Here is a 25257-nt window from a genome sequence, read left to right as displayed (position 1 = left end):
TTTATCCTGCAAGCACGCGTTATCGTTGACGTCCTTCGCGAGCAAGCTCGCTCCTACAGTAGTGGCATTAGACCCCGCTACGTGGCGCTATTGGAGAGTCTTTTTGGCAAGATCGGACAGTGTCGGGGCATACCCGGATTGTTAGGCTGAACGCATCTACAACAAGAGCGTAAAGCCATGAAGTTGCCGTCGTTGCTGCTGTGCCTGGGGCTGTGGAGTCTGTCGCCCGGGGTCGGCGCATGGTCCAATCACAGCGTGGGCAGCTACCTGGCCCTGCAAGACTTGCCGGCGTTGCGCGAGGCGCCAAAGGTGCAGGTCGAGTCCCTTGAGCAGTTTCTTTCCCAGCAATACCTTGGCCTTGTGGCCCTGTTGGACGAGCAGGAAAACTTCGCCCGCAGCCACTTTCCCGATTACCCGCCGCGCCCCGACAACCTGCGCCTGACGCCGCAGCCCGGGGCGGATCTGCGTCGCGACTTCCTCATGGCCCTTCGGGTCAATCCACAGATCCATCTGGCCCAGGTGATCCAGCCCATGCCCGGCGAAGAGCTGGCCGGCCGCCCGCAACTCAAGGCCGCCGCCGTGATGGTCGAGCAGACCCTCTCACCGTGGAATCGCCAGCGCTTTGTCCAGTTGCAGCCAGGGCAGGAGGTCGCGCCGCTGGCGGTGCTGGCGACCGCCGCCGACGAGCCGGACTACGGCCACGATATCAACTTGTTCAGCGACAACCCGGGTGACGTCGGCGCGTTGTATGGCTTCGGCGAGCAGTCGTTTGGCGACGCGCGTTTCCAGTACAGCTCCCAGGCGCCGTTCCATATGGGCTTCTTCCACGAGAGCGCGGTGGTGTATGCCGCAGCGCCGTTCCTGCTGCGCAACTGGCCGGATTGGAGGGCCTACCAGTACTTCGGCCTGGCGCGTTTTGCCTTCGCCAATGGCCATCCCTACTGGGGCTATCGCTTCCTGGGCTGGGGCATGCACTACCTGCAAGACCTGACCCAACCCTATCACGCCACTACGCTGCCGGGCGACGACCTGACCAGCATGTTGCTGATGGAAGGCAAGGCCCTGGCCGGCTATGACAGCGACAAACGGGCGGCAATCGAACGTGTCGCCACGCGCCACAACGAGGTGGAGCGCTACCAGTTTGCCTGGTTACGTCACCTGCTGCTGACAGGGGCGAGCAACCCGATGCTGGCGGCCTACGCCGACACTACCCAGGACGCTGCTTACCCTGCCTATTCGGTGGACTACCTGCGCCAAGTGGTCAGCGCCGAGGCGGATGCCCAGGCGGTGGCATTCGACGAGGCCATCGGCCAGTGGTTGGCCACGCCTGGTGCAACCCAGAGCTTCAGTGCCGGCAACCAGTTGCCCGCCGAGCGCTACGACCATGCCCGGCTCAACGAGCAGTTGGTGCAGTTGCTGCGCCACTTCGGCGCCCACAGTCGCAACTACGTCCGGGCCGGCCTCGACCGCCCGGCGCCGGCGCAGTGAAACAACAGAACATCGCAGTGCAATAACAACAAGAAAGATTGCAGGGGAGAGACCGCAATGAGCACGACAGTGCGCGCGCAAGGCTCGGGATCCGAGGGTAAATGGTCCATCAAATCCACTGGGGCGGGTGTCGGCCTGGTGGGCCTGCTGCAACTGTGCAGTGGCGGGAACGTGCAGGCCATGGAGTTCAGCCTGCTGGACAAGCAGGTCACCGGCTCGCTCGACAGTACCCTGTCTTATGGGCGCCTGTGGCGGGTCCAGGGGCGGGACAAGGGCAACGACGACGTCAACACCAACGACGGCAATCGCAACTTCGATACCGGGTTGGTTTCCGAGGTGTACAAGATCACGTCAGAGCTGGAAGCCAACTACCAGAACTACGGGTTGTTCGTGCGTGGCACGGCGTTCTATGACACCCAGATCATGGACAAGCGCAACGATTACTACCGCAACAACAGCCCATCGCAACCCAGCCAGAGCCATCCCCAGGATAACCACTTCACTGACCAGACCCGGGATATTGCCGGCAGCCGCGTAGAGATTCTCGACTCCTACGTCTACGGCAACTGGGACGTTGGCCAGATTCCGCTGACTGCCCGGCTGGGGCGCCAGGTATTCAACTGGGGCGAGGGCATCTTCTATCGCGGCGGGGTCAACACCACCAACCCGGTGGACGCGGCCAAATACCGCCTGCCGGGTGCCGAGGTCAAGGAAGTGCTGATGCCGGTGGAAGCCATCAGCTTCAATATCGGGCTGAGCGACAACCTGTCGATGGAGAGTTTCTACCAGTGGAACTGGAAGGAGACACGCATCGATCCGGTCGGCACCTTCTACTCCCAGAGCGACCTGTTCGCCGATGGCGGCCGCACCGGCTACAACAATTTCACCGGCAGCGCCCTCGACACCCCGACGCCCATCGGCGGCAACGTCATCGGCCTGTACGATGCGCTGGGCAACAACCCGATGCTCGGGGGCATGCTGCGCAGCACCGGGCTCTACGCCAACGGCATGACCCCGGCCTACGGCAACACCCTCAAGGTGGCGTCGATCGGCAAGGACTACAACGCGCGCAACGATGGCCAGTTCGGCTTCGCCTTCCGTTATATCGCCGAGGAACTCAACAGCACCGAGTTCGGCCTGTACCTGGTCAACTACCACGCCAAGGAGCCGACTATTGCCGCCGACTTGGCGGGCTACAAGGGCATCGACATGGCGGCACTGACCAGCATGCTGTCGTCGGTGGCCGGCAGCCAGGCGGCGGTCTTGGCCAATGGCCTGGCGACGGTGGATGTGATGGGCAACATCCAGGCGCATCGGCGTTATGCCGAAGACATCCGCATGTACGGCTTCAGTTTCAACACCACCCTGGGCAATGCCTCGGTGTTCGGCGAGCTGGCCTACCGGCCGAACCTGCCGATCGGCATCGCCGCCACCAACGACCTGATCGGTGACTTGGCCAATGGTGCCGGCGCAGCGGCGGGCGGGCAGTTCATCAATGTCGGCGGGCAGATGGTCAACCTCGACAGCCAGATCAACAACGCCGAGCGGGTCGAGGCGTTCAACACCTCGGTGGGCAGCATCTACAACTTCGGTCCGGGCCTGAGCTTCGACTCGCTGTTCGGGGTCTTCGAACTGGCCTCCGAGCACTTGCGCGGCAGCAGCCTGAAGTACCAGGCCTACGATGGCAGTACCCGCTACTACGCGGGTAGCGGCAACACTTCCTACGTCTCTGGTGGCGATCGTGATGATCAGGTCAACCGTGATTCCTACAGCTATACGGTGATGTTCAACGGTACCTGGAACGACGTGTACGCCGGGGTCAACCTGTCGCCTTATGTGGTCTACAAGGACGACTTCAAAGGCAACTCCTATCAGGCCGGCAACTATATCGAGGGGCGCAAGGCTTACACCCTGGGGCTCAAGGCCAACTACCAGAACAAGCTGGAAGCCGAGCTGCAATACACCGAGTTCTTTGGTGGCGGGCAGAACAACGTTATCCGCGACCGCGACAACATCGGTTTCAACCTCAAGTACTTCCTGTAAGCCGCTGTCCGCACTGGTTCTTTGGAGATTTGCCATGTTTCAGACACATCGAATACTCACCGCCAGCCTGGCGCTGGCCCTCGGCCTGGCCGCTGGCAATGCACTTGCTGCGCTCTCGCCCCAAGATGCGCAACAGCTCAAGTCCCAGCTCACACCCTTCGGCGCCGAGCGCGCGGGCAATGCCGCCGGCACCATCCCGACCTGGGAGGGCGGCATCACCCAGGCGCCCAAGGGCTATGAAAAGGGCAAGCACCACGTCGACCCTTTTGCCGGCGACAAACCGCTGTTCACCATCACCAAGGCCAACCTGGAACAGTACAAGGCCAACCTGACGGCGGGCGAGATCGCCTTGTTCAACAGCTACCCCGACAGCTTCCAGATGCCCATCTACCCAAGCCGGCGCTCCGGCTCGGCGCCGCAGTGGGTGTATGACAACACCTTCAAGAACGCCACCAGCGCCAAGCTGCTGGACGGCGGCACCGGCTTCGCCGATGCCTTTGGCGGCGTGCCATTCCCCATTCCGCAAAGTGGCGTGGAAGCGCTGTGGAACCACATCACCCGCTATCGTGGCACCTACGTGGTCCGCCGCGCCTCGGAGGCGCCCGTGCAGCGTAATGGCAGCTTCGCCCTGGTCACGGCGCAGCAAGAAGGGCTGTTCAACTACTACCGCCAGGGCGGGCAATACGCCGACCTGAAAAACATCCTGTTCTACTACCTGACCTTCGTAAAAAGCCCGGCCCGCCTGGCCGGTGGCGCGACCCTGGTGCACGAGACCCTCGACCAGATCAAAGACGCCCGCCAAGCCTGGATCTACGACGCCGGCCAACGCCGCGTACGCCGCGCGCCGAACCTGGCCTACGACACACCGATCTCATCCTCCGATGGCCTGCGCACGGCGGACGACACCGACATGTTCAACGGCTCACCGGATCGCTACGACTGGAAACTGCTGGGCAAGAAGGAAATCTACATCCCCTACAACAACTACAAAGTTGCCAGCGCCGACGTGAAATACGCCGACCTGCTTAAAGTCGGCCACCTCAACCCGCAATACACCCGCTACGAACTGCACCGCGTGTGGGTAGTCGAAGGCACCCTCAAACCAACGGCGCGACACCTGTACTCCAAACGCGTGCTGTACCTTGATGAAGACAGCTGGGGCGCAGCGGTGGTCGACCAGTACGACGGCCGTGGCGAACTGTGGCGGGTGTCGATGGCCTACCTGAAAAACTTCTACGATTTGCCAACTACCTGGAGTGCATTGGACGTGTTCCATGACCTGCAGGCACGGCGGTATTACGTGCAGAACCTTGATAATGAGGAGCCACAGACGGTGGATTTTGGCCAGGTGATTCCGGAGGACTCTTACTTTATGCCGGCAGGGTTGCGGTTGCGCGGGACTCGGTAGGGCTGTTGTTGTTGATTAGTTCGCGAGAGCTGCGCTTGAGGGTGCGGCTCTTTGCTCGTTGCGGTGATTCTGCCTCTGGGAATTTGTCCTGCAGGAATGGCAGGTGGCTGCCATTCCTGCCTCAACCTATTAGCAGGCCCCCCTCAGCACCGCATCAACCTGCTCAGCAGTTTGTAGCAGAGTGCTGTCGTTTCTAAATCCTCCGATCATTTGAAGTCCTACCGGAAGTGCCCCTATTTTCCGAACTAGAGGAATATTGATTTGAGGCAGTCCAAATGCCATCCAAAACTTGATGAAATCGGAAGGTCCGGTGGCTCCAAGGCCCAACGGGGCGACGATGCCACAGCTCGCACCTAAGACTGCGTCAAAAGGCTTGAGTATCTCTTCCAAAATTGGGGTCAACTTTGCTAAACGCCTTTTTGCTGCTGACTCTTGCTCCCAGGTTGTCAAACTAGCGCGCTCGAACATCGCTAGCAGTTCTATGCTCAGTTTGTCCGGGTGCATTTGCAGTTCTGTGGCGAGTGATCTAGCTCCCTCGCAGTCGTTTATCAGCAGATGGTCATCAAATACAGCGGAAAACTCCTCGGGCAGCAGCACCTCGCTCACTTGATGCCCTGCCGATCGCAATTCTTCTACAGCGGCCTCCAGTGATTTGGCCACGTCCTTGTCTACCTGATCCCAACGGGCCGTACGACAAAAGCCGAACGACCGTACATGGCTTTCATGAGTGCGCTCCGGAAAACCAGGGATCAAGACTTGAGCTATCAGGTCCAGGTCACGTACGGAGCGGCCATACCAACCTACCGTGTCGAAACTTGGTGCTAATGGTTTGACCCCCTCGAGAGAAACCAACCCATACGAAGGCTTGAAGGCATAAACTCCACAATAGGATGCGGGCTTTATCAATGATCCGGCCGTCTGTGTCCCCAAAGCGACCGGGAAAAAACCAGCCGCCATCCCAGCTGCCGATCCGGCACTGGAACTTCCAGGGGTTCTGTCAAGATCATGTGGATTGTGGGTAGGGCCGGTATGCATGTAAGCAAACTCGGTGGTGTGGGTCTTACCCATAATGACTGCTCCTGCCTTGCGCAGTAGTGAAACGACATGCGCGTCACGCGATGGGCAGTTGTCATCATAGATAAAAGAGTAAAACCGGGTGGGATGATCCACGGTGTCATAGTTATCTTTGATCCCTACTGGAACACCTGCTAGGAGACCTTTCGCTCTAGTCTTTGTTAATTGGCAAGCTTGAGTGCGCACCCAGTCAGGGTCGAAAGAAACGAAAGCTTTTATGCTCGGCTCTCGCGACTCAACATATTCAAGAAAGTGTTCGGCTACCGTCTCTTCGCTCACGACATCCGAACGTACCAACTCCGAAATGGCAGTGGCATCAGAATTACTAAAACTGTACATATCGTTCCTTTGCTCCGCTGATAACCTGACGAGTAATTAAACGGCTGTCGTACAGCCACTTGATAGAATTTCCAGTTTCATCTTCAAAGGGGCTCGCCGAGAAGCATCCAGCAGAGCCCTATGTATTCAGCTATTTAGTGGAGGATCTGGCTCAGGAACAATCTGGTCCGTTCATTCTGCGGATTGTCGAAGAAGTCGTTCGGCGCGGCCTGTTCGACGATTTCTCCCTTGTCCATGAAGATCACCCGGTCGGCTACGGTGCGAGCGAAGCCCATTTCGTGGGTCACACAGAGCATGGTCATGCCGTCTTCAGCCAGGCCGATCATGGTGTCGAGAACCTCTTTCACCATTTCCGGGTCGAGTGCCGAGGTCGGCTCGTCGAATAGCATGATCTTGGGTTTCATGCACAACGCCCGGGCAATCGCCACGCGCTGTTGCTGACCACCGGACAACTGCCCCGGAAACTTGTGGGCCTGCTCCGGGATGCGCACGCGCTCCAGGTAGTGCATGGCGATTTCCTCGGCCTTGCGCTTGGGCATCTTGCGCACCCACATCGGCGCCAGCGTGCAGTTTTGCAGGATGGTCAGGTGCGGGAACAGGTTGAAGTGCTGGAACACCATGCCCACTTCGCGGCGCACGCTTTCGATCTGCTTGAGGTCGTTGGTCAACTCCACGCCATCGACCACGATGCGGCCCTGCTGGTGTTCTTCCAGACGGTTGAGGCAACGGATGGTGGTGGATTTGCCGGAACCCGACGGGCCGCACAGCACGATACGCTCGCCCTGTTTAACGTTCAGGTTGATATCTTTCAACACGTGGAACTGGCCGTACCACTTGTTCACGCCCTGCATCTGAATAATGCCTTCAGGGCTCACAGGCTGTTTGATTGCTTCGCTCATCAGAGAACTCCTAACGCTTATGGCCAGTGTCGAGCTTGCGTTCCAGATGCATGGAATAGCGCGACATACCAAAACAGAAAATCCAGAACACCAGGGCCGCGAACACATAGCCTTCGGTGGCCATGCCCAACCATTTCGTGTCGGCGGCGGCTTGTTTGACGCTGTTGAGCAAGTCGAACAGGCCGATGATGATCACAAGGCTCGTGTCCTTGAACAGCGCAATGAAGGTGTTGACGATGCCAGGGATTACCAGCTTCAGGGCTTGCGGCAGAATCACCAGGCCCATGCTGCGCCAGTACCCCAGGCCCATCGCTGCGGCCGCTTCGTACTGACCTTTGGGAATCGCTTGCAGACCACCGCGCACCACTTCGGCGACGTAGGCCGACTGGAACAGGATCACGCCGATCAGTGCCCGCAGCAGTTTGTCGAAGTTCATGCCTTCAGGCAGGAACAACGGCAGCATCACCGAGGACATGAACAGCACGGTGATCAACGGTACGCCGCGCCAGAACTCGATGAAGGTCACGCAGATCACACGAATCGCCGGCATATTCGAGCGCCGCCCCAACGCCAGCATGATGCCCAGCGGCAAGGCGCCGGCGATGCCGACAGTGGCGATCACCAGGGTCAGCATCAGCCCGCCCCATTGGCTGGTCGCCACGGCGCTCAGGCTGAACACGCCGCCGTGCAACAGGCACCAGGCAATAATCGGGTACAGCACCAGGAAGCTCAGGCCATACACCGCTTTATGGTGCAAGCGCGAGATAAACAACGGTGCCACGCCGATGACTGCCAGCCACACGGTCAGGTCAACGCGCCAGCGCAGGTCCGCTGGGTAGTAGCCGTACATGAACTGGCCGAAACGCTGTTGGATAAATACCCAGCAGGCGCCTTCCTTCGTGCAGTCAGCCTGGCTGGTGCCAACCCAGTTGGCATCGAGGATCGCCCATTCCAGAATCGGCGGGACCACCAGGTAAATAAGGTAGAACGCGAACAGGGTCAGCAGGGTGTTGAGCCAGTTGGAGAACATGTTCGCGCGCATCCACGCCACCACCCCGATGCTTCTGTTCGGTGGTGGCATGTCAGGCTTGAAAGTATGGGTCGTCATGCGCTTTTCCTTACCGCTCGATCAGCGCAATGCGCTTGTTGTACCAGTTCATCAGCAGGGAAATGCTGATACTGATCGCCAGGTACACACTCATAGTGATGGCAATCACCTCGATCGCCTGCCCGGTCTGGTTGAGCACCGTGCCGGCGAACAACGAGACCATTTCCGGATAACCGATACCGGCCGCCAGCGAGGAGTTCTTCGCCAGGTTCAGGTATTGGCTGGTCAGCGGTGGAATGATCACGCGCAGGGCTTGGGGGATGATCACCTTGCGCAGGGTCGGACCGTTGCGCAAACCCAGCGAGTGCGCCGCTTCGGTCTGGCCATGGCTGACCGACTTGATGCCCGAACGCACGATCTCAGCGATGAACGCCGCGGTGTACACCGTCAGGGCCAGGGTCAGCGCCAGCAGTTCCGGGATCAGCACCCAGCCACCGACGAAGTTGAAGCCTTGCAGCTTCGGCATTTCCCAGTGCACGGGCGCGCCGAAGATCAATGCGCACAGCGCCGGGATCACCAGGAACAGCGCCAGGCCCACCCAGAACTTGTGGAACGATACCCCGGTCGCTTCGAAGCGCTTGGTGGCCCAACGGCTCATCAGCACGATGGCGACAATGGCCACGACGATGCTGACCACAAACGGCCAGAAACCATCCGCAGCCAACGCGGCCGGCATGTTCAGGCCGCGACTGCTGACAAAGAAGGTGTCACCGAAGTTATGGCTGTTACGTGGCCCCGGCATGGTCAGAAACACCGCGAAGTACCAGAACAGGATTTGCAGCAGCGGCGGAATGTTACGAAAAACCTCTACATACACCGTCGCCAGCTTGGCAATGATCCAGTTCTTCGACAGTCGTGACACACCAACGATGAACCCGAGGATCGTCGCCAGGATCACGCCGATGAAGGTCACCAGCAGCGTGTTGAGCAGGCCGATGACAAACACCCGGGCATAGCTGTCCGATTCGGTGTAGTCGATCAGATGTTGAGCGATGCCGAAACCGGCACTGCGCTCCAGAAAACTGAAGCCGGAGGTAATGCCCCGGTGTTGAAGGTTGGTTTGCGTGTTATCGAACAGAAACCAGCCCAGAGAGACCACCGCGACAACTGTGATGATCTGGAATAGCCATGCACGCACACGTGGATCTGTCAGGGAAAGCCCATTGGGTGCGACGATATGATTTTGCATGAGGTGCTCCAGTGAAAATGCTTTGGAACAACCCCTGGCAGAAAAACTGCCAGGGGAGGGTTGATCAGCGCACTGGAGGTGCGTATTGGAGACCACCCAGGTTCCACAGGGCGTTTTGGCCACGAGCAATTTCCAGCGGGGTGTCTTTACCGAGGTTGCGCTCGAAGATTTCGCTGTAGTTGCCAACTTGACTGACGATCTTCACGACCCAGTCATTTGGCAGTTTCAGGTCCTTGCCGTAGTCACCTTCTGCGCCCAGTAGACGTGCGACGTCCGGGTTTTTGGTGGCTTTGGCTTCCGCCCCTACGTTCTTTGACGTAATGCCTGCTTCTTCAGCGTTGAGCATGGCGAACAGGGTCCACTTGACGATGCTGAACCACTCCTCATCGCCTTTACGTACGACCGGCCCCAGAGGTTCCTTGGAGATGGTTTCTGGCAGTACCACGTAGTCCTTCGGCGATGCCAGCTTGCTGCGTTGTGCGTAGAGTTGCGACTTGTCGGAGGTCAACACGTCGCAACGACCGCTTTCCAGCGATTTAGCACTTTCGTCAGAGGTGTCAAAGGTGATTGGGATGTACTTCAGACCATTGGCGCGGAAATAATCGGAAACATTGAGTTCAGTTGTAGTACCGGCTTGAATGCAGATGGTCGCGCCGTCGAGCTCTTTGGCGCTCTTAACGCCGAGCTTGTTGTTCACCAGGAAGCCTACTCCGTCGTAGTAAGTCACTCCGGCGAACACCAGGCCCATGCCTGCATCTCGAGAACTGGACCAGGTAGTGTTGCGCGACAGCACATCAATTTCGCCTGACTGAAGAGCAGTAAAACGCTCCTTGGCGTTCAACTGGCTGAACTTCACTTTGGTTGCATCACCGAACACTGCAGCTGCTACGGCACGACAGACGTCGGCGTCTATACCAACAATCTTGCCCGTGGAATCCGGAACGGAGAAACCTGGTAACCCATCGGAGACGCCGCATTGAATGAAACCTTTCTTCTGAATGGCGTCCAGCGTGGAACCTGCCAGAGCTGCACTACTGACTCCAATCATGGAGGCTGCGGTTAATGCAACCCAGGTGAGTTTGAAAATATTCATTCCAATACCTCAAGTTTGTATATCGTTGTTGTTTTTATTAGACGCTTGAGTGTCGTCGAATGCTGGTAAGCGTTCGACGAATTAATCGTGTGAACTTGTCTTAACCTTAGTGTTGGAACTTTATGGAATTGCATCAACAGGAATGACTTCAAGTTGCGTAAACTGATTCCAATTCAGCGAATCCTTTTATCTCGATAGGATTTCCGGCGGGGTCTAGGAAGAACATTGTTGCTTGCTCACCGGGCTCTCCTGGAAAACGGATGTTAGGTGAAAGAACAAACTTTACGTCGGCCTTGATCAGGCGGTCTTTTAAAGCAATCCAGTCTGATATTTTCAATATCACGCCAAGATGGGGCATCGGCACCATATGGTCGCCTACCTTTCCTGTGTTACTCACAGGGAATGGTTCGCCCAAGTGCAACGATAGTTGATGCCCAAAAAAATTGACGTCTACCCACGTATCGGTGCTACGACCTTCCTCGCAACCCAGCAAATCGCAGTAGAACTGGCGGGAAAGCTCCAAATCGCGGACGTGATAAGCAAAATGAAAAATCGACTGCATCGGCTGCTCCTAAAAACCACCGGAAGGTGGAAATGACTGGACCGGACGAAGCTTGTGCTGTTTTTATGAAAAGAGATAGCATGTAATTTTCACGGTCATCAAAAGAATTTTTTATGGATTCGCGCTATCTGAAAAGCCTCATCACGGTTGTGGAATGCGGTTCCATAGCCCATGCCGCGCGCGTGGAAGGACTGACAGCAGCAGCGGTCAGTCAGCGAGTTCTCGCGTTAGAACGGCAACTCGGCTTTGAACTACTGTCTCGCGTCGGACACGCAGCCAAGCCGAGTGAAGCCTGTCTTGCTCTATTGCCCAGAGCTAAACGCATCGTTCGCGAGGTTGAGTTACTGGCGGGAGACGCCGACGTGGGGGGGCTTACGGGAAAGTTGAGAATAGGAGCAATTTCGACCGTTCTGACCGGTCTGCTACCCGGAGCATTGCGGGCCCTGACTGAATTAGCGCCAGGCATCAAGCCGGTTATCGTGCCAGGAACGTCGCGTTCGTTGTATCAAGCCCTTCTCTCTGGCGAACTGGACGCTGCCATATTGGTAGCTCCGCCCTTTGAATTGCCAAAAGCTTTGCAGATGGCGTCACTACGAAAGGAACCCCTGGTTTTCCTGTCGAAGGAAAAGTCTTCAGACAGTATCCTTGCTCAACTGAAAACCCATTCCTATATTCGGTACGATCCAGATTCGTGGGGCGGACGTCATGCTGAGCATTACTTGGCTGACAATGGCTTAATGCCGACGCCACTGGTGGATCTGGACGCACTAGAGACAATTGCCATGCTGGTAACCGAAGGTCTTGGCGTCAGCCTTGTGCCGTATTGGTCCGGCTTTGAACATTGGGGCCATAAGTGCGCTGTGGACTGGGTAGACAATGCTCGGTATGACAGAGAGATTGTGCTGATCAGCCATGTTCAGACTGACCGGCCAAACATGTTGATCGTTTTGCACAAAGCACTTTCAACAAACTAAAATTTATTTTTATCATGTCTTTTCTTGAATAGCAGTTTGCGCATCATCAAAAAAGCGATAGCGCTCAGCAAGATCCGTTGCACAGTATTTTGCGCCAGAACCAAGAGATTTCTTGAATTCCAAGTGTGGGCCAGGTCATCCAGGTTTACTTCTCTGACCAAGTGCCCCTGTGTGCTTCGCGGTCGTCCGTTTTGTCCCCCCACCTCATCGTCGGATGAGGTCAAATGGCGTTGGACACCATCGGACAGGGGTATGCCTGAAACCCCCGGAATAGCTACGCTATCAGGCGTTCTCTAGGATGGGATAGGATAATTTCGGACAATTAAAAAGCCGGCTTGTGGGCGGCTTATTTATTTGCTTAAGCTATTGATTTTAAATTAAATTCTTTAATGAATAAATTTTGTCCCCCCACTTATCCCCCCAGTCTGACTCTGTGTGAAAGCTTGTGCCTTGATGTGTGTTGTCATGCTTTGCCGAGCGCGGTGCATTTACTGAAAATGTTGCAACAGGTTTTGGTCTATACCTCGCAGGGCGATCATGAAAGTGATCAAGTAGCTCTCCTGATTTAAGCACTGGCTGGAAGACATGCCCCGAGTCGGTGGCTACTGACTAACTCCGCTGAAAAAGTCGGTTTTCGATGCAGCACTATTCTGAAGCAAAAAATCGACCTCCTAGAATCGCGTACATGCAACGATCTCCCTCTGGGTAATGCGTCAGTAAGGCCATGCATCATGGTCGCTCCCGCGCGACGCAGGTCATGGTGTGTCCAATCGCGGTTCTGACCGTCTGCTAGAGCCCGGGTGTCGTCGTGTTGTCTGCTTGAGAGGGCCTCACGATTTTTGAACCTGGCCCGGCGATCGCCCAGCTTTTTACTCACCACCTTGTTGTCGAGATGTTCCTCGTTTTGTTTAGCTGGAAAAGTATCACTGAGAATGCTCAGCCAGGATCTTTACCCAAACCAGACGCGGTCGAACCGGCCCGGTATCATGCTGGCCATTTAAGATCTTGTCCGTAACGGCCAGGGTTTTCCTTTTCCAGTGCGCAGCCCCCCTGCGCTGCATGCTTGGAGCAGTCCATGACAGTTAGCCCAGAGGTCGAGCAGGCCGCCAGTCTGCTGCTGGAAGAAGTCCGAATTCGTATCGCCTCGTTGGCACAGGCGAAAAAACGTTACAGCGCGCAATTGGCACCTGATTTTTATTTGCTGGATTTTTTGCGCCGTGATGAAAACGGTTTGTCCCGCTACTTTGCCCTGTTGCTTGATCCGCAGGGTGTACATGGTCAGGGCGCGCTGTTTTTAAAGGCGTTTATTGGCTGTTTAGGTGAGGCAGCGAGTTGGGCCTTGGCTGCTGAGCACTGTCAAGTTGTGACTGAGCAGCAGGCCAATGGACAGCGTCGGATCGATATCTTCTTACGTCTGGACAATGGTCTGATTGCCATTGAAAACAAGCCTTGGGCTGCCGATCAAAAAAATCAGTTGAAAGACTATGCAGCCTATATCCACGAGCAGGCCACTGGGCAGCGCAGCCTGTTGGTCTATTTGGGCAATGAGGAGCCCAATGAGTCCAGCATCAGCTTGGTTGAGCGCCAGGCGCTTGAGTGCGAGCAACGCTTTGTGCAGATCAATTACAGTCAGGCGATTGCTTGGCTGCAAAGTGCCGTAGTGCACTGTCAGGCAGCAAAGGTACGTTTGTTTGTGGAGGAGCTGATTGAATTTATCCGCTGCCACATTAATGGAGAAAGTGAAGTGGTGGAAACGCAAGAGCTCAAAGAACTGATTCTGACCTCCGCAGGTAACATCGATGCGGCGCTTCGCGTGGCAGCTTCGATCTCTGCAGTGAAAAATCAGCTACTGCAGGATTTTGAGCGAGAATTGAAGACGGCTTTGGCTGAGCAAGACATGCCGCTTAGCAAGGTATCTTTAACCGCAGATGCCAAGCGCTATGCGGGCTTTAGTATTGAGCTCCACTCGGCCCATAAATTTTGTCTGCGCTTTGAGTTCGATGGTAGTGGCTTGAGGTGGTTGGCGTGGGGAATCTGTCGTAATGCAGAAACGGTGCTGCATGAATCTGAAAAATGGCAGCAGATCAACCAAGCCATGAGCGAGTACTTTGGTAAGGGGGACTCCAGTGAATGGTGGCCTTGGTATCCGGCTAATGGCGAGCTGGTTGCCGTGTTCCCAGCGAATTACATGGATTGGTCAAGCTCGCCGGAGCCTTGGTTGCTAATGCGCGATAAAACCGAAGAAGGCATGGTTAAGCGAATTGTCAGGCTGGCGGTAAAAGCAAGAGCCGCTTTGGAGTCCGTGCACGAGGTGATGGTTTAACTGCGATAAGCGCTCAAGGTGGAACACCTCGTGCCCACCCAGCATGCAAACGCAATTCCTCCGCTCGCTCGAATTGTACTGATCGTCAAAGGTTGTGTCGGTAAGAGGAAGTGGCACAGCTGATCCTCGCTAAGCGGAGACGATCTGCGGAAGCGTGGCTATAACGATCGGTTTTGGTAGCCGGCTGAATACAACGGCGACACGCTGGGCGTGGATCTGGGAAATGGGAAATCTTGAGTTGCGCTCGGCCTTGCGGGCGGAAAAGGAGCACGTCCAGCAGTTGCAGAGAAAGCTGGAGATTGTGCAAGCGATGGTGCCGATCGCATGAGGGCCAAGAGTCCGAGACTGCTGAAGTGTTGAGTGCGTTCAACGCCATTTGGAGAATTACCATGCCAGTAAAACCCAGGCCGTTCACATTTGTTTGCAATGACTGCGGATGGAAGAAAACCGTTGCGCCACAAAGTGACGTGCTGGGGCAGGGTGAGTGGTTTGCTCACTGCCCCAAGTGTGGAAACCAGAATTTGAGCCATCGGCGTGCAGGATTTATGGATCGAACGCTGGCTGAGTGGCTTTCACGACTGCGCTGCTTTTGAGGCGACGGTTCCTCCATGCGGTGCCTCGCTCCAATCTGGTGTAGCCGCCACTCATTTTCCCCAAACAATGGGTGGCGACGGTACGCAGGTTGGTTCAGTGAGCTGCTATGACAGCTCCGTGGTGGCGCTCCCCTCACTACCCTCTATATGAAGCAAAAACACATCCCGGGCCACGCTACCCACATAGCGAGTCAGCGCATAATTGGCTGCAGTACCGATCACAACACCCACTCCGAATGGAATAGCCTTGGACGCTGCAGCTTTGGTGAAGTTGATCCCCACCTGTTTGAAAAGCTGTTTGATGGTCTGAAGGGTGGCGCCTTTGAGGTACTCACTGACAACCTTCACTGCCGCTTTCGAAGCGACCTTGGTGGCGCCGCTTGAAGCCATCTGCTCCAGCGATCCGCAAAGCGCGATGACGAAGGACATATGTTTGGCGTCTTCATTTGACATTTTGTCGTTGATCGCAATGCCAAGGCACATCGTCATATCGATTTGCAGTTTCATGTGCCACAACTGTCCAGCGAGACTCATCTGTCTGATGTTCTAACGTGGGCCCGTGTGAACCTTTCGAGTGATCTGTCGCTCGACGTGCTGGCGGACAGGGCGAGAATGAGTCGGCGCACATTTACTCGGCGATTCAGGGAAGCCACCGGAAGCACATTCTCAAAATGGTTAAACGCCCAGCGCGTTGTCAGGGCGCAAGAGCTGTTGGAGACGACTGACTTGCCTATTGAGTGTGTGGCGGGTGAGGCAGGGTTCGGAACGCCCTTATCTTTGAGGCAGCAATTCGGCGTTCATCTTGGCACGTCGCCGTCTGAATATCGGCGTACGTTTTTTCGTGAGATGAGTCCGGGCCGAAAAGCAGACGGAAGTGGGCCCACTGCCGAGTCATTTACTGAGTCTCAGGCAAAAGTTTACTGATGCGCATGAGCTCAGGCTGCATTATCCCTGACAACAGCGCGCAGCGCCTGCAGGGGATGCTAGACGGTCACACCATCTTGCCGTTTCACTTGGCTTCGGCAAGAATATCTGTCAGCCAATAACCGGCCAGGGGCACGAGCGGCGCCCAAGACTGCTTGTAGATCACCTCTGAAGTACCGGCGTTTTTTGTCTCATGCCCATAAGTACCAGACATGCCGCAGCACCCGCTCGCTTGAACCTGTAAATTCAGTCCCATGCGCTCATAGACTTGCTGCCAAAGGCCAATGCTGTTTGGCTCATTTGTCTTTTCAGTGCAGTGGGGAAGGAAGTAATACAGGGCAGCATCTTTGACGCTTTGAGTCTGTGGAAGCGCTCCGGCGAGCCACTCCTGAGGTAGTAATACGATGGGGACTTTGTCGCCCAGGGTCGACGGTTTGAGGTTGAAGCTTACGGCGAAGGGTTCTTCCGAGTCAGTCTCCACTTTGGCTTTATCGAGGAGCCTGACGTACCCGCAGCCTTGAGTGTTTGTCATTTGAGTGAGCTGGACTTCAGTCCGATGCGTACGACCTACGTCCTTAGCCGCGAGACCGTTATCCCGACCAAGCGGATCGGTATGGCTCGTTGGCGAGAAGGCTTGTTCGCTTTTCTGCTGAAGAACGCCAACAGCAACCTTAAATATTTCAACTTGCCGCTGAACCGAGTGATCGAACTGGGTACGCAGGTTGAGATGTAGAAACAAACAAGGCCGCAACTGCGGCCTTGTTCTATTCAGGGTGTCACTCGTGTGAGTGTCCGTGTGCAGCGGACTCGGAGGTTTCTCCTTTCTCACCACCGCCGCATGCCGTCATCAGGCCGAAGAAGCAGATCAGGAGCATCGAACGAAACAGGGTGGTTGGGATTTTCATGGAAGGACTCTTCAAAATTTGGATGAAATAAATGGTCTGGTGCTGGCTGAGCGCTGAATTATCGGCAGCAGGACAGCCATCGCTGTTTTGAATTACTGTTTGACGCTCAAGTAATCGCCGTTGGTTTTAAGTGCAATGGTCACGTCGTTGTTGCTGCGATTACGCCAAAACCAACCATGGGTGCCGTCAAAAATGGCCGTAAATTCACCCTTGTCACTTTTGACCTGCTTGCCCTTGCTGTAGCTGTGGAAGTAACCCTTCTCGCCGTTGTAGGGTTCGCCATGGGTATCGAAGTTCACAGGCCCACCAACCGCAGTCCATTCGTAGCTAACAGACTTGCCCTTCAAGACTTCGAGCTTTATTTCCGTCCCTTCACCTGGCTTGAGCGTGACGCTCATTTGATTCGTCTTCAAAGCTGAAGTTGGCGTGGGTGCCGGCTGAGCAACAGGTTTCGCAACAGGCTGGACTTGCGCGACCTGCATAGCTGGAGCTGGAGCTGATGCTTGCGGCGGAGTTGCATCCGCCAAAGCCTCTTGGGCCAGGATGATCTTCAGTTCGCCCATCTGGGTTAGCCCTAATGCTCGGCCCACACCTGTTGGATCAACGGCGTATTCCGAAGGCATGACAACAGTCACCAGCAGACCGACAGCAGTCAGCAGTGCAATGACAGTCGAGCGCACCAGTTTGCGAGTGCTTGGCAATTCATTAACAGTTGGAAGCGGAGTATTAAACATGGTCAGAATTCCTTACGCGGAGAGAAACAGGCCGGTGATTTGGTAACCCATTAGCAGAAACCCGGCACTCATCATGGCGACGTTGGCGGTATAGGCGTGGCGCCAAAAACCACCAGTGCGACGCCAGTACCCCATCAGGATGAGAATCGCGCTGAGGGCCAGTAATTGACCGATCTCAACGCCAACATTGAAGGCGATCAGGTTCGGAATCAGGCCATCAGGCGAGATCTCGTACTCCTGGATCTTCGTCGCCAGACCAAAACCGTGGAGCAAGCCGAAGATCAGCGTGGCCACTTTGGTGTTGGGTTGGAAACCGAACCAGCGCTGGAATGCGCCCAGGTTGTCGAGCGCCTTGTACACCACCGAGAAGCCAATGATGGCGTCGATGATGTACGAGCTGATGCTGACCTCTGTAAGTACGCCAAGCAGCAGCGTGACCGAGTGTCCCACCGCAAACAGCGTGACGTAGAGGCCCACGTCTTTCAGGCGGTAGAGGAAGAAGATTACTCCGAACAGGAACAGCAAGTGATCGTAGCCCGTCATCATGTGCTTGGCGCCCATATAGATGAACGGCAACAACATGATTCCGGTGCTTTCTTGGATGAAACCCTTGTCACCTTCAGCGACGGCATGCGCCATCGCTTCGGGCATGCCGAAGAAAAGTGCCGCCAAAAACAAAAACAACAGTAATAGCGGGCGATGCGAGGGCGCAGAGAATGCGCCAACACCGCTCATTGAGTACGAATGCATGAATTAATCCTACGTTGCAGTGATCGTGGGCCGCATTGCGGCCATGGTCAGGATGCGAACGCAGGACGGGGTGGACGCTCGATCAAAAATATCGGCGGCAGCGGAACAGAGTGTCGAAGCGCATCGACCCGGATGGCTAGCATAGGGGATGTCGCCAGCATCAACGCGGCAGTGAGTTGCGGCGTCTCGTGCTGATGATCAGGGGTCAATGGCGAATGGTAGTGATCTGAAAGACTTGAATAGCTGGATGAGGCCTCTTCGCCGTGGGAATGATTGGCGTCTTGTGTGATCTCCCAGGCTGGCTGTGTCGACGTCACTGATACCGAATAGGTATGCCCGGCCCAAGCCACCAACATAGCGAGAGCAAGCGCGATTACCACCGTTATTGTCAGTGTCCTGCTGAACATGGAGTTCGGTTTTCTACCTGTTGAATGGGGCTTTCTTACGTTTGACTATATCCTCCTAGGGGGGATAGGATGCCAGCATAATTCATTGAAGCCTGAGCCTCAAGTCATGAGTGAACACGAACAAGAACACAGCCATCCCCACACTCACCAAAGTCATGAGGCAATCATCAAGCGCCTCAAGCGGGCGGACGGTCATTTGCGAGGCATCATCACCATGATCGAAGAGGGGCGCCAATGCGTGGACATCGCACAGCAGTTGCATGCTGTAGAAAAAGCGGTGTGCCAAGCCAAGCGGACGCTCATCCAGGATCACATTGATCACTGTCTAGAGGACACCGTTTCGGCACTGGGTAATGGCGAGCGCGCACCGTTGGAAGCGTTCAAACAAATCACCAAATACCTCTAGGTTAAACATGCCAAACTTCGCTGAACTGCTATAGGCCAGCTTTAAGCAATCCGGCTTTACTTGACTCGTAAGGCCAGATAGAGAGCGCCCAATGGCTTGGCGAGCGACTTACGTTATTAGGAAAGAAGATGACGAAAACCACTAGCTTCAAACTTCGCCGGAACATCACGCTTTTGGTTTCCTGTTTTTTAGGAAGTCAAGCCTGGGCGGTTGAACAGCTTAATATAAGCACCGATCAGATGAAGACGATGGGAATCCAGACAGCACCAGTTCTTAGTAACTCTGGAGATCTAAAAAATCGTTACCCTGCTCAGGTGGTCGTACCTCCCGGCGCAGAACAGATCGTTACGTCACCGATGCAGGCTATGGTTTCGCAGCTTCTCGTCTCGGAATTTCAGGTTGTAACAAAAGGTGACCCGGTGGTGCGGTTGACAGGCCCCGCCATGAGCCAATTGCAGCTTGAATTGCTACAGGCTTCATCTCGAGCAAGCCTCGCTAGAAAAGCCTACAACCGCGAAAATACTCTCTTTGAAGAGGGCATTATTCCTCAACGGAGGGCGCAAGAAGCGGAGGCAGCCTTACGTGAGGCTGAGGCAACGCTATCACAGGTGCGCTCAGAACTTTCACTTGCAGGTCTCTCGAAGTCTGACACCGATAAAATTATAAAGTCGGGTTCGCCTTCGGACGGAATTATTTTGGCGGCGGCTCAAGACGGTATTGTCACGTCTATCTCGGTGAAGCCCGGCCAGAGAGTTGATGCTGCTACAGCTTTATTGAATATCGCCCAAGTCAAGGTTCTGTGGGTAGATATACAGGCCACTTCAACGGCTGCGCAAAATATAAGCTTAGGTACTATTGTAAATGTTGTAGGTAAAGATGTATCAGGGAAAATTAAAAGCATCAGCCCCATTATAGCGTCGGGCAATCAGTTTGTAATAATGCGAGCAGAAATAGAGAACGTTCAAGGTAAGCTGAGGCCTGGTGAGTATATTTCAGTCGATATTCCAGTAGCATCTTCAGGAAATACTTGGGATCTACCATTGTCCGCTATCGCTCGCAATAAGGCAGACTCAGTCGTATTTGTGAAAACTGAGCAGGGCTTTTCAGTCCGCCCTGTCGAAGTTATGGCCAGTACAGGCCAATACGTGCGAATTGAAGGTGACTTTCAACCACGAGACCAAGTAGCTATCAGTGGTGTGATTGCGCTGAAAGGCGCCTGGCTTGCTGAAGGGGAAGCAGAATGATTTTGAACAAGCTCATTCAATTTTCTCTGGCCCAACGATTATTTATAATTTTGGTTACGGTTTTGATTTCTGCTGCGGGTTGGTATGCCTATCGCGGCCTGCCGATTGATGCGTTTCCAGACGTTGCAAGCACTCAAGTTAAAATTATTATGAAAGCCCCCGGCATGACGCCGGAAGAGGTAGAGAGTCGTATCGCAGTACCCGTCGAAGTTGAGATGCTTGGCATTCCGAACACCAAAACACTTCGATCAGTGACGAAATATGGTCTGGTAGACGTCACCATCGATTTTCAGGATGGCATCGACATTTTCTGGGCTCGCCAACAGGTTGCTGAGCGACTCGGAAATCTGTCGGACAGTTTACCGGAGGGTATTTCCGGTGGCATGGCTCCTATCACTACCCCGTTAGGGGAAATGTTCATGTTTACGGTCGACGGAGACTCTTTATCGCTGGTAGAACGCCGAAGCTTGTTGGACTGGGTAATTAGGCCGGCGCTGCGGACAGTGCCTGGAGTTGCCGATGTCAACTCCCTGGGTGGTTTGGTGCGCACTTTTGAGGTGCTTCCTGACCCTATGAAGATGGCAGCCAATAAAATAACCCTGGAGCAACTATCGAATGCTCTAAGTATAAATAATCGGAACGATGGTGCAGGACGTTTGGCCGAAGGCGATGAAGTATTATTGGTGCGAAGTGAGGGCAGCATTAACTCGCTTGACGATCTAAAAAATATAGTGGTGAGTGCGACGACCGGAACTCCGGTTCGAGTTAGCGACATTGCGAGAGTACAGATCGGAACGCTCACACGCTATGGCGTAGTAACTCAGAATGGCACCAATGAAGCAGTGCAAGGATTGGTACTAGGCCTTGCTGGTTCAAATGCGCGTGAGGTGGTTAAAGGCGTGCAGGACAAATTGGCAGAGTTAGCACCTACCTTACCTGCAGGGATATCGATTACGAGTTTCTATGACCGCTCGTCTCTGGTAGATAAAGCTGTCGGTGCTGTTTTCAAAGCTTTACTTGAAGCAACCGTACTCGTCATCATTCTACTTGCACTATTTTTGGGGAACATTCGTGCGGCTTTGACCGTTGCGCTCGTGCTGCCACTTGCGGCGCTGATTACTTTCATCCTTATGCGACTATTTAATATGTCTGCCAACCTTATGAGCTTGGGGGGGTTAGCAATTGCAATCGGGATGCTGGTCGACGCGGCAGTGGTCGTTGTTGAAAACATCGTGCAGCGACTGGCTACCGATGAGTCTCGTGGAAAAGTTCCAAGGCTTCATCTCATATTCCGAGCCGTTCGAGAAGTCGCTGTTCCTGTAACTTCTGGTATCTTGATCATCATTACTGTTTTCCTCCCTCTAATGACCCTACAAGGCCTTGAGGGCAAGTTTTTCGTCCCTGTAGCGCTGACGATTGCTTTTGCACTGGCAGGGTCGTTGCTGCTTTCCTTAACTGTTATACCTGTGCTTTCATCTTATTTTTTAAAAGAGGTAAAGCATGAAGATCCTTGGTTGGCGAGAAAGCTTCTAGGGCTCTATAACCCGATTTTGAGTTGGGGCATGCAGAAGCAAAAAGTAGTGTTTGTTGGTGCTGCAGTTATGCTTTTAGCCGCTGGGATTGTGTACACACAAGTCGGTAAAACCTTTATGCCTACAATGGATGAAGGGGACTTGATCGTGGGTATAGAGAAATTGCCATCCATCAGTCTCGAGCAAACTGCCGAGCTGGATAAAAAGATTCAAATGGCGTTGATGACGGCTATACCAGAGATAAAAGGAGTTGTAGCTCGCGCTGGCTCTGATGAGATTGGTTTGGATCCTATGGGTCTCAATCAGACTGACACCTATTTGCTGCTCAAGCCAAAAGACCAGTGGCGCATGAGCTCTAAGGAAGATTTGCTGAATGAGATTCGTAAAGTTCTAGATAATTTACCTGGTATCGAATACAGCTTTACTCAGCCTATCGAAATGCGTGTATCTGAAATGATTATTGGTGTTCGGGGCGACTTGGCCGTGAAGGTATATGGCCCAGACCTTGGCACACTCAATAAGCTCGGAACCCAAATTGAAGAATTACTGAAGACAATCAACGGTAGCCAGGACGTTTATACGGTTCAAAATGACGGTGTCCAATACTTGCGAGTCGAAATTGACCGATTGCAAGCAGGTCGATTAGGACTTGATGTTGAAACCATTCAAAACATACTTAGAGTTCAGATTGAAGGTAAGCAAGCTGGCATTGTGATCGAGGGCAATCAGCGTACGCCGATCTTGATTCGTGCTGATAAAAGTGTTCGTACCTCACCGGCGGAGTTCGATGCTTTGATTATCACTACACCTTCAGGAATGTCTGTTCCTCTGCGCGATGTCGCCAAGTTAGTTCGTGCGGACGGCCCCGTTAAAATTGACCGTGAAATGGGTAGCCGATATGGCGTAGTAATTGCGAACGTGAGTAACAGGGATCTGGTAGGTTTTGTTGAGGAGGCCAAGGCTTCGGTTGCCAAAAATATCGAATTACCCAAAGGTTACACAATTACTTGGGGTGGGCAGTTCGAGAATCAACAGCGCGCTGCTGCGAGATTATCTATTGTGGTTCCAGTCGCACTTGGCTTGATTTTCGTGCTGCTGTTTTCGACATTTGGATCCGTCAGACAGGCTCTGCTTATTCTTAGCAATATTCCTTTTGCACTTGTAGGCGGTATCGTTGCCCTTTGGGTTACTGGCGAATATCTGTCAGTGCCAGCTTCAGTCGGCTTCATCGCACTGTTAGGTATCGCGGTACTCAACGGGATCGTCTTGGTCAGCTATTTCAATCAGCTCTATCATGAAGGGATGGCTATTAAAGACGTAGTCATCCAAGGTTCAAGGCGCCGGTTAAGACCAGTCCTCATGACTGCTTCTATTACTGCTTTTGGACTGGTTCCACTTCTATTTGCAACGGGCCCTGGCTCAGAAATTCAACGCCCTTTGGCTATTGTAGTGATAGGCGGCTTGATCACTGTTACGGCATTGACACTTCTCCTCTTACCGATACTGTATTTGCGTTTTGCTCATTCGAAAAAGGAGAGCTCCAATGCCTAACTTGCGAATTACTCTACTTTTGCCGCTAAGTCTTGAAGAGAAGGTTTCTGACTATTTTCTTTGTGATCCTAGCATCGGAGTCTTTACGAGCAGGGTGGTTTCAGTACATGGACTATCCAACTCCATGTTGAACTCTGCGGAGCAGGTTATGGGAAGCGCTAAAGAAACGGAAATCGTTGTCGTGGTAGACGAGGAACGCTTCGAACTCTGGATTAGTGAATTTGAGAGGCTTTTCACTAGCTCGGGTATTCGCTATTGGTCGACCCCTATTTACCGTTCGGGAGTTCTGGTGTGATGGAAAAGTTATTACTTCTAGTATTACTACTGGGTGCCAGTGGAGCGGCTCAGCCTCAGTCTTTTGAAATGCCATTGCCACCTGCTCAAATTTTACCAGCAAGCATTGCGACAAAGCTATTGGATGCAGATCCACGAGTAGAGTCAGCCCGGGCCAGTCTGGATGCGGCTATACAGGAGGCGGGGATTATTAAAAGATCTCCTTACGAATGGATAGTTAACGGTACCTCTCAGCAGCGTCGTGTCCAGGGGGGGCCTAACTATAACGAGTGGACGGCTGGAGTAGAGCGCACCATACGGCTCCCTGGAAAGTCTAGTGCTGACTCGGATATCAGTACCGCAACCCTTGAAATTGCGGAGGCTAGTTATGGTGAAGCTAGGCATGAAGCCGCCCGTGAACTGATGTTAGCTTGGCTTGATTGGCAAGCTGCTGAGGAGGCCCGAGATATTGCGGCGAGAGGAGTAGAGTCGGCTAAAGATAGCCTGGCAGCAGTGCAGAAACGCAACAGAGCGGGGGACGCATCTACGCTTGACGTGAATATCGCTAAGGCAGAGCTCTCCGATCAATTACGCTCGGGTAATGATGCAAAGGTGAAGGCAACTACGACTTGGATTGCGCTTACCACCAAGTTTCCTGGCGTTGAGCGAGCGCGAGTCGCTCTGCCGGCTCCCGTAAAAGTTACTGGAAATGATGAGTCCTGGACGGCGAGAATTATTGAGCAAAGCGATGAGCTGAGGCGCACCATCGCAACTGCAAGGCGCGCTGAAGGTTTGTCCGGACGTGCCCGGGCGGATAAAATACCCGACCCCACATTTGGCGTATTTACGAACTCTGAGCAGGGTAACAGAGAGCGTATCTATGGCGTCAGCGTGAGTATGCCAATACCTAGCCGGTCACGTAGTGCGCGTTATGCTCAAGCGTTGGCGCAGGAAGACGCTACTAGGCACGATTCAGCGCTTGTTAAGCGACAACTTACGACCTTGATTACACAAAATCTGGCGTTGGCTGAAGGCGCCTTTGAAAGCTATCTGCTTGCCAAGGACGGAGCTCAGGAGATGGAAACGAACAAGAGCCAGACTCAACGAGCGTATGAGTTGGGGGAGGCGGATCTTCAATCATTGCTTTTAGCCCGCCGCCAATCCGTTTCGGCAGCCACAACGGCCCTAGAGGCACAAGTAGAGACGTTAAAGACAAACTTATCCCTCCTGATTGATGCCCACTGGATCTGGGATCTCGATCACAGTTGAGCCACCATTCCGGCAGCGCAATCAGCTGCCGGAATTCTTTCAAATTTGTAATTCTTCAATCATCTTGAGGTTATGTTTGTAGGTCAGAATGAGTGGCGGTCATTGCAATCACCAGGCGGCCGCAAAAACTGAGTGCAACACCTCACCCTCCGGTAAGGTGCCGCCATGT

20 protein-coding genes and 4 pseudogenes are annotated in these 25257 nt (G+C 54.2%); 12 read left to right on the top strand and 12 right to left on the bottom strand.

The genetic code is table 11. The annotated features are described in order from the left end of the window. The first annotated feature begins 177 nt into the window (after window positions 1-177). Genes KL786_RS17590 through KL786_RS17580 form a run of 3 tightly spaced genes read left to right on the top strand, consistent with a single transcriptional unit; the run spans window position 178 to window position 4939 of the window. Window positions 178-1488, top strand: a complete 1311-nt coding sequence (locus tag KL786_RS17590; protein ID WP_215518435.1) for a phospholipase — start codon at window positions 178-180, stop codon at window positions 1486-1488. A gap of 57 nt (window positions 1489-1545) precedes the next feature. Continuing rightward, a complete protein-coding gene (locus KL786_RS17585) occupies window positions 1546-3531 on the top strand; it encodes a DUF1302 domain-containing protein (protein ID WP_215518434.1) in 1986 nt (661 codons plus the stop codon). Window positions 3532-3565: 34 nt separating this feature from the next. Next, entirely contained in the window at window positions 3566-4939 is a 1374-nt protein-coding gene (locus KL786_RS17580; RefSeq protein WP_215518433.1) for a DUF1329 domain-containing protein, read from the top strand. Window positions 4940-5068: 129 nt separating this feature from the next. On the opposite strand, the gene KL786_RS17575 is transcribed toward KL786_RS17580, so the two are convergent. From KL786_RS17575 to KL786_RS17550, 6 genes are all read right to left on the bottom strand, one after another. Further along, complete coding sequence (locus KL786_RS17575) at window positions 5069-6352, bottom strand: amidase (protein ID WP_215518432.1); 1284 nt, start codon at window positions 6350-6352, stop codon at window positions 5069-5071. A gap of 134 nt (window positions 6353-6486) precedes the next feature. Then, window positions 6487-7251, bottom strand: a complete 765-nt coding sequence (locus KL786_RS17570) for an amino acid ABC transporter ATP-binding protein (RefSeq protein ID WP_215518431.1) — start codon at window positions 7249-7251, stop codon at window positions 6487-6489. Between the two features lie 10 nt (window positions 7252-7261). Beyond that, entirely contained in the window at window positions 7262-8359 is a 1098-nt protein-coding gene (locus KL786_RS17565; RefSeq protein ID WP_215518430.1) for an amino acid ABC transporter permease, read from the bottom strand. 10 nt (window positions 8360-8369) lie between these two features. Further along, the gene (locus tag KL786_RS17560) at window positions 8370-9548 is read right to left on the bottom strand and encodes an amino acid ABC transporter permease (protein ID WP_215518429.1); all 1179 of its coding nucleotides are present in this window, start codon (window positions 9546-9548) and stop codon (window positions 8370-8372) included. Window positions 9549-9612: 64 nt separating this feature from the next. After that, window positions 9613-10641 (bottom strand): amino acid ABC transporter substrate-binding protein, encoded by a 1029-nt coding sequence (locus KL786_RS17555; protein ID WP_215518428.1) that lies wholly within the window; start codon window positions 10639-10641, stop codon window positions 9613-9615. Window positions 10642-10789: 148 nt separating this feature from the next. Beyond that, complete coding sequence (locus KL786_RS17550) at window positions 10790-11203, bottom strand: VOC family protein (RefSeq protein WP_215518427.1); 414 nt, start codon at window positions 11201-11203, stop codon at window positions 10790-10792. A 113-nt stretch (window positions 11204-11316) separates the two neighbouring features. On the opposite strand from KL786_RS17550, the gene KL786_RS17545 reads away from it, so the two are divergent. Next, complete coding sequence (locus KL786_RS17545) at window positions 11317-12177, top strand: LysR family transcriptional regulator (RefSeq protein ID WP_215518426.1); 861 nt, start codon at window positions 11317-11319, stop codon at window positions 12175-12177. A gap of 718 nt (window positions 12178-12895) precedes the next feature. Here the strand turns inward: KL786_RS17545 and KL786_RS29610 are convergent. After that, a pseudogene (locus KL786_RS29610) lies at window positions 12896-13096 on the bottom strand (site-specific integrase); the annotation flags it as partial. Between the two features lie 156 nt (window positions 13097-13252). On the opposite strand from KL786_RS29610, the gene KL786_RS17540 reads away from it, so the two are divergent. Beyond that, the gene (locus KL786_RS17540) at window positions 13253-14500 is read left to right on the top strand and encodes a PDDEXK-like family protein (RefSeq protein WP_051421994.1); all 1248 of its coding nucleotides are present in this window, start codon (window positions 13253-13255) and stop codon (window positions 14498-14500) included. 698 nt (window positions 14501-15198) lie between these two features. Here the strand turns inward: KL786_RS17540 and KL786_RS17535 are convergent. Beyond that, a complete protein-coding gene (locus KL786_RS17535; protein WP_033897991.1) occupies window positions 15199-15600 on the bottom strand; it encodes a hypothetical protein in 402 nt (133 codons plus the stop codon). Here KL786_RS17535 and KL786_RS17530 point away from each other — a divergent pair. Then, a pseudogene (locus tag KL786_RS17530) lies at window positions 15601-16017 on the top strand (helix-turn-helix domain-containing protein); the annotation flags it as partial. Window positions 16018-16076: 59 nt separating this feature from the next. Here KL786_RS17530 and KL786_RS17525 read toward each other — a convergent pair. Continuing rightward, window positions 16077-16444, bottom strand: a pseudogene (locus KL786_RS17525) (hypothetical protein); the annotation flags it as partial. Here KL786_RS17525 and KL786_RS17520 point away from each other — a divergent pair. Next, window positions 16439-16750: pseudogene (locus KL786_RS17520) on the top strand (KUP/HAK/KT family potassium transporter); the annotation flags it as partial. The pseudogenes KL786_RS17525 and KL786_RS17520 sit on opposite strands and share 6 nt — an antisense overlap. A gap of 43 nt (window positions 16751-16793) precedes the next feature. On the opposite strand, the gene KL786_RS29885 reads toward KL786_RS17520, so the two are convergent. The 3 genes from KL786_RS29885 to KL786_RS17510 all read right to left on the bottom strand — a co-directional run bounded on the left by KL786_RS29885 (window position 16794) and on the right by KL786_RS17510 (window position 18406). Then, window positions 16794-16922: a hypothetical protein gene (locus tag KL786_RS29885; protein ID WP_256675350.1), complete on the bottom strand. Its 129-nt coding sequence runs from the start codon at window positions 16920-16922 to the stop codon at window positions 16794-16796. Window positions 16923-17014: 92 nt separating this feature from the next. Next, entirely contained in the window at window positions 17015-17656 is a 642-nt protein-coding gene (locus KL786_RS17515) for a hypothetical protein (RefSeq protein WP_034139980.1), read from the bottom strand. Window positions 17657-17668: 12 nt separating this feature from the next. Further along, window positions 17669-18406, bottom strand: a complete 738-nt coding sequence (locus KL786_RS17510; protein WP_033902320.1) for a HupE/UreJ family protein — start codon at window positions 18404-18406, stop codon at window positions 17669-17671. A gap of 513 nt (window positions 18407-18919) precedes the next feature. On the opposite strand from KL786_RS17510, the gene KL786_RS17505 reads away from it, so the two are divergent. The 5 genes from KL786_RS17505 (at window position 18920) to KL786_RS17485 (ending at window position 25088) form a co-directional block, all read left to right on the top strand. Next, entirely contained in the window at window positions 18920-19219 is a 300-nt protein-coding gene (locus KL786_RS17505; protein WP_033902319.1) for a metal-sensing transcriptional repressor, read from the top strand. Window positions 19220-19347: 128 nt separating this feature from the next. Further along, on the top strand, window positions 19348-20463 hold the full coding sequence (locus KL786_RS17500) for an efflux RND transporter periplasmic adaptor subunit (RefSeq protein WP_051422214.1): 1116 nt from the start codon (window positions 19348-19350) through the stop codon (window positions 20461-20463). Then, window positions 20460-23546, top strand: a complete 3087-nt coding sequence (locus KL786_RS17495) for an efflux RND transporter permease subunit (protein WP_186352427.1) — start codon at window positions 20460-20462, stop codon at window positions 23544-23546. The genes KL786_RS17500 and KL786_RS17495 overlap by 4 nt, the downstream gene beginning before the upstream one ends. Next, window positions 23539-23841: a DUF3240 family protein gene (locus KL786_RS17490; protein ID WP_033902318.1), complete on the top strand. Its 303-nt coding sequence runs from the start codon at window positions 23539-23541 to the stop codon at window positions 23839-23841. Before KL786_RS17495 ends, KL786_RS17490 begins: the two co-directional genes overlap by 8 nt. Beyond that, window positions 23841-25088 carry a TolC family protein gene (locus KL786_RS17485; RefSeq protein WP_033902317.1) on the top strand — a complete coding sequence of 416 codons (1248 nt, stop codon included), beginning with the start codon at window positions 23841-23843 and terminating at the stop codon, window positions 25086-25088. The genes KL786_RS17490 and KL786_RS17485 overlap by 1 nt, the downstream gene beginning before the upstream one ends. The last annotated feature ends 169 nt before the right edge of the window (window positions 25089-25257 follow it).

The organism is Pseudomonas sp. TAE6080, from assembly GCF_018732265.1.
Classification (GTDB): domain Bacteria; phylum Pseudomonadota; class Gammaproteobacteria; order Pseudomonadales; family Pseudomonadaceae; genus Aquipseudomonas; species Aquipseudomonas brenneri.
Note: the sequence above shows the minus strand (reverse complement) of the source record. Positions and strands in the feature narration are given on the sequence as shown.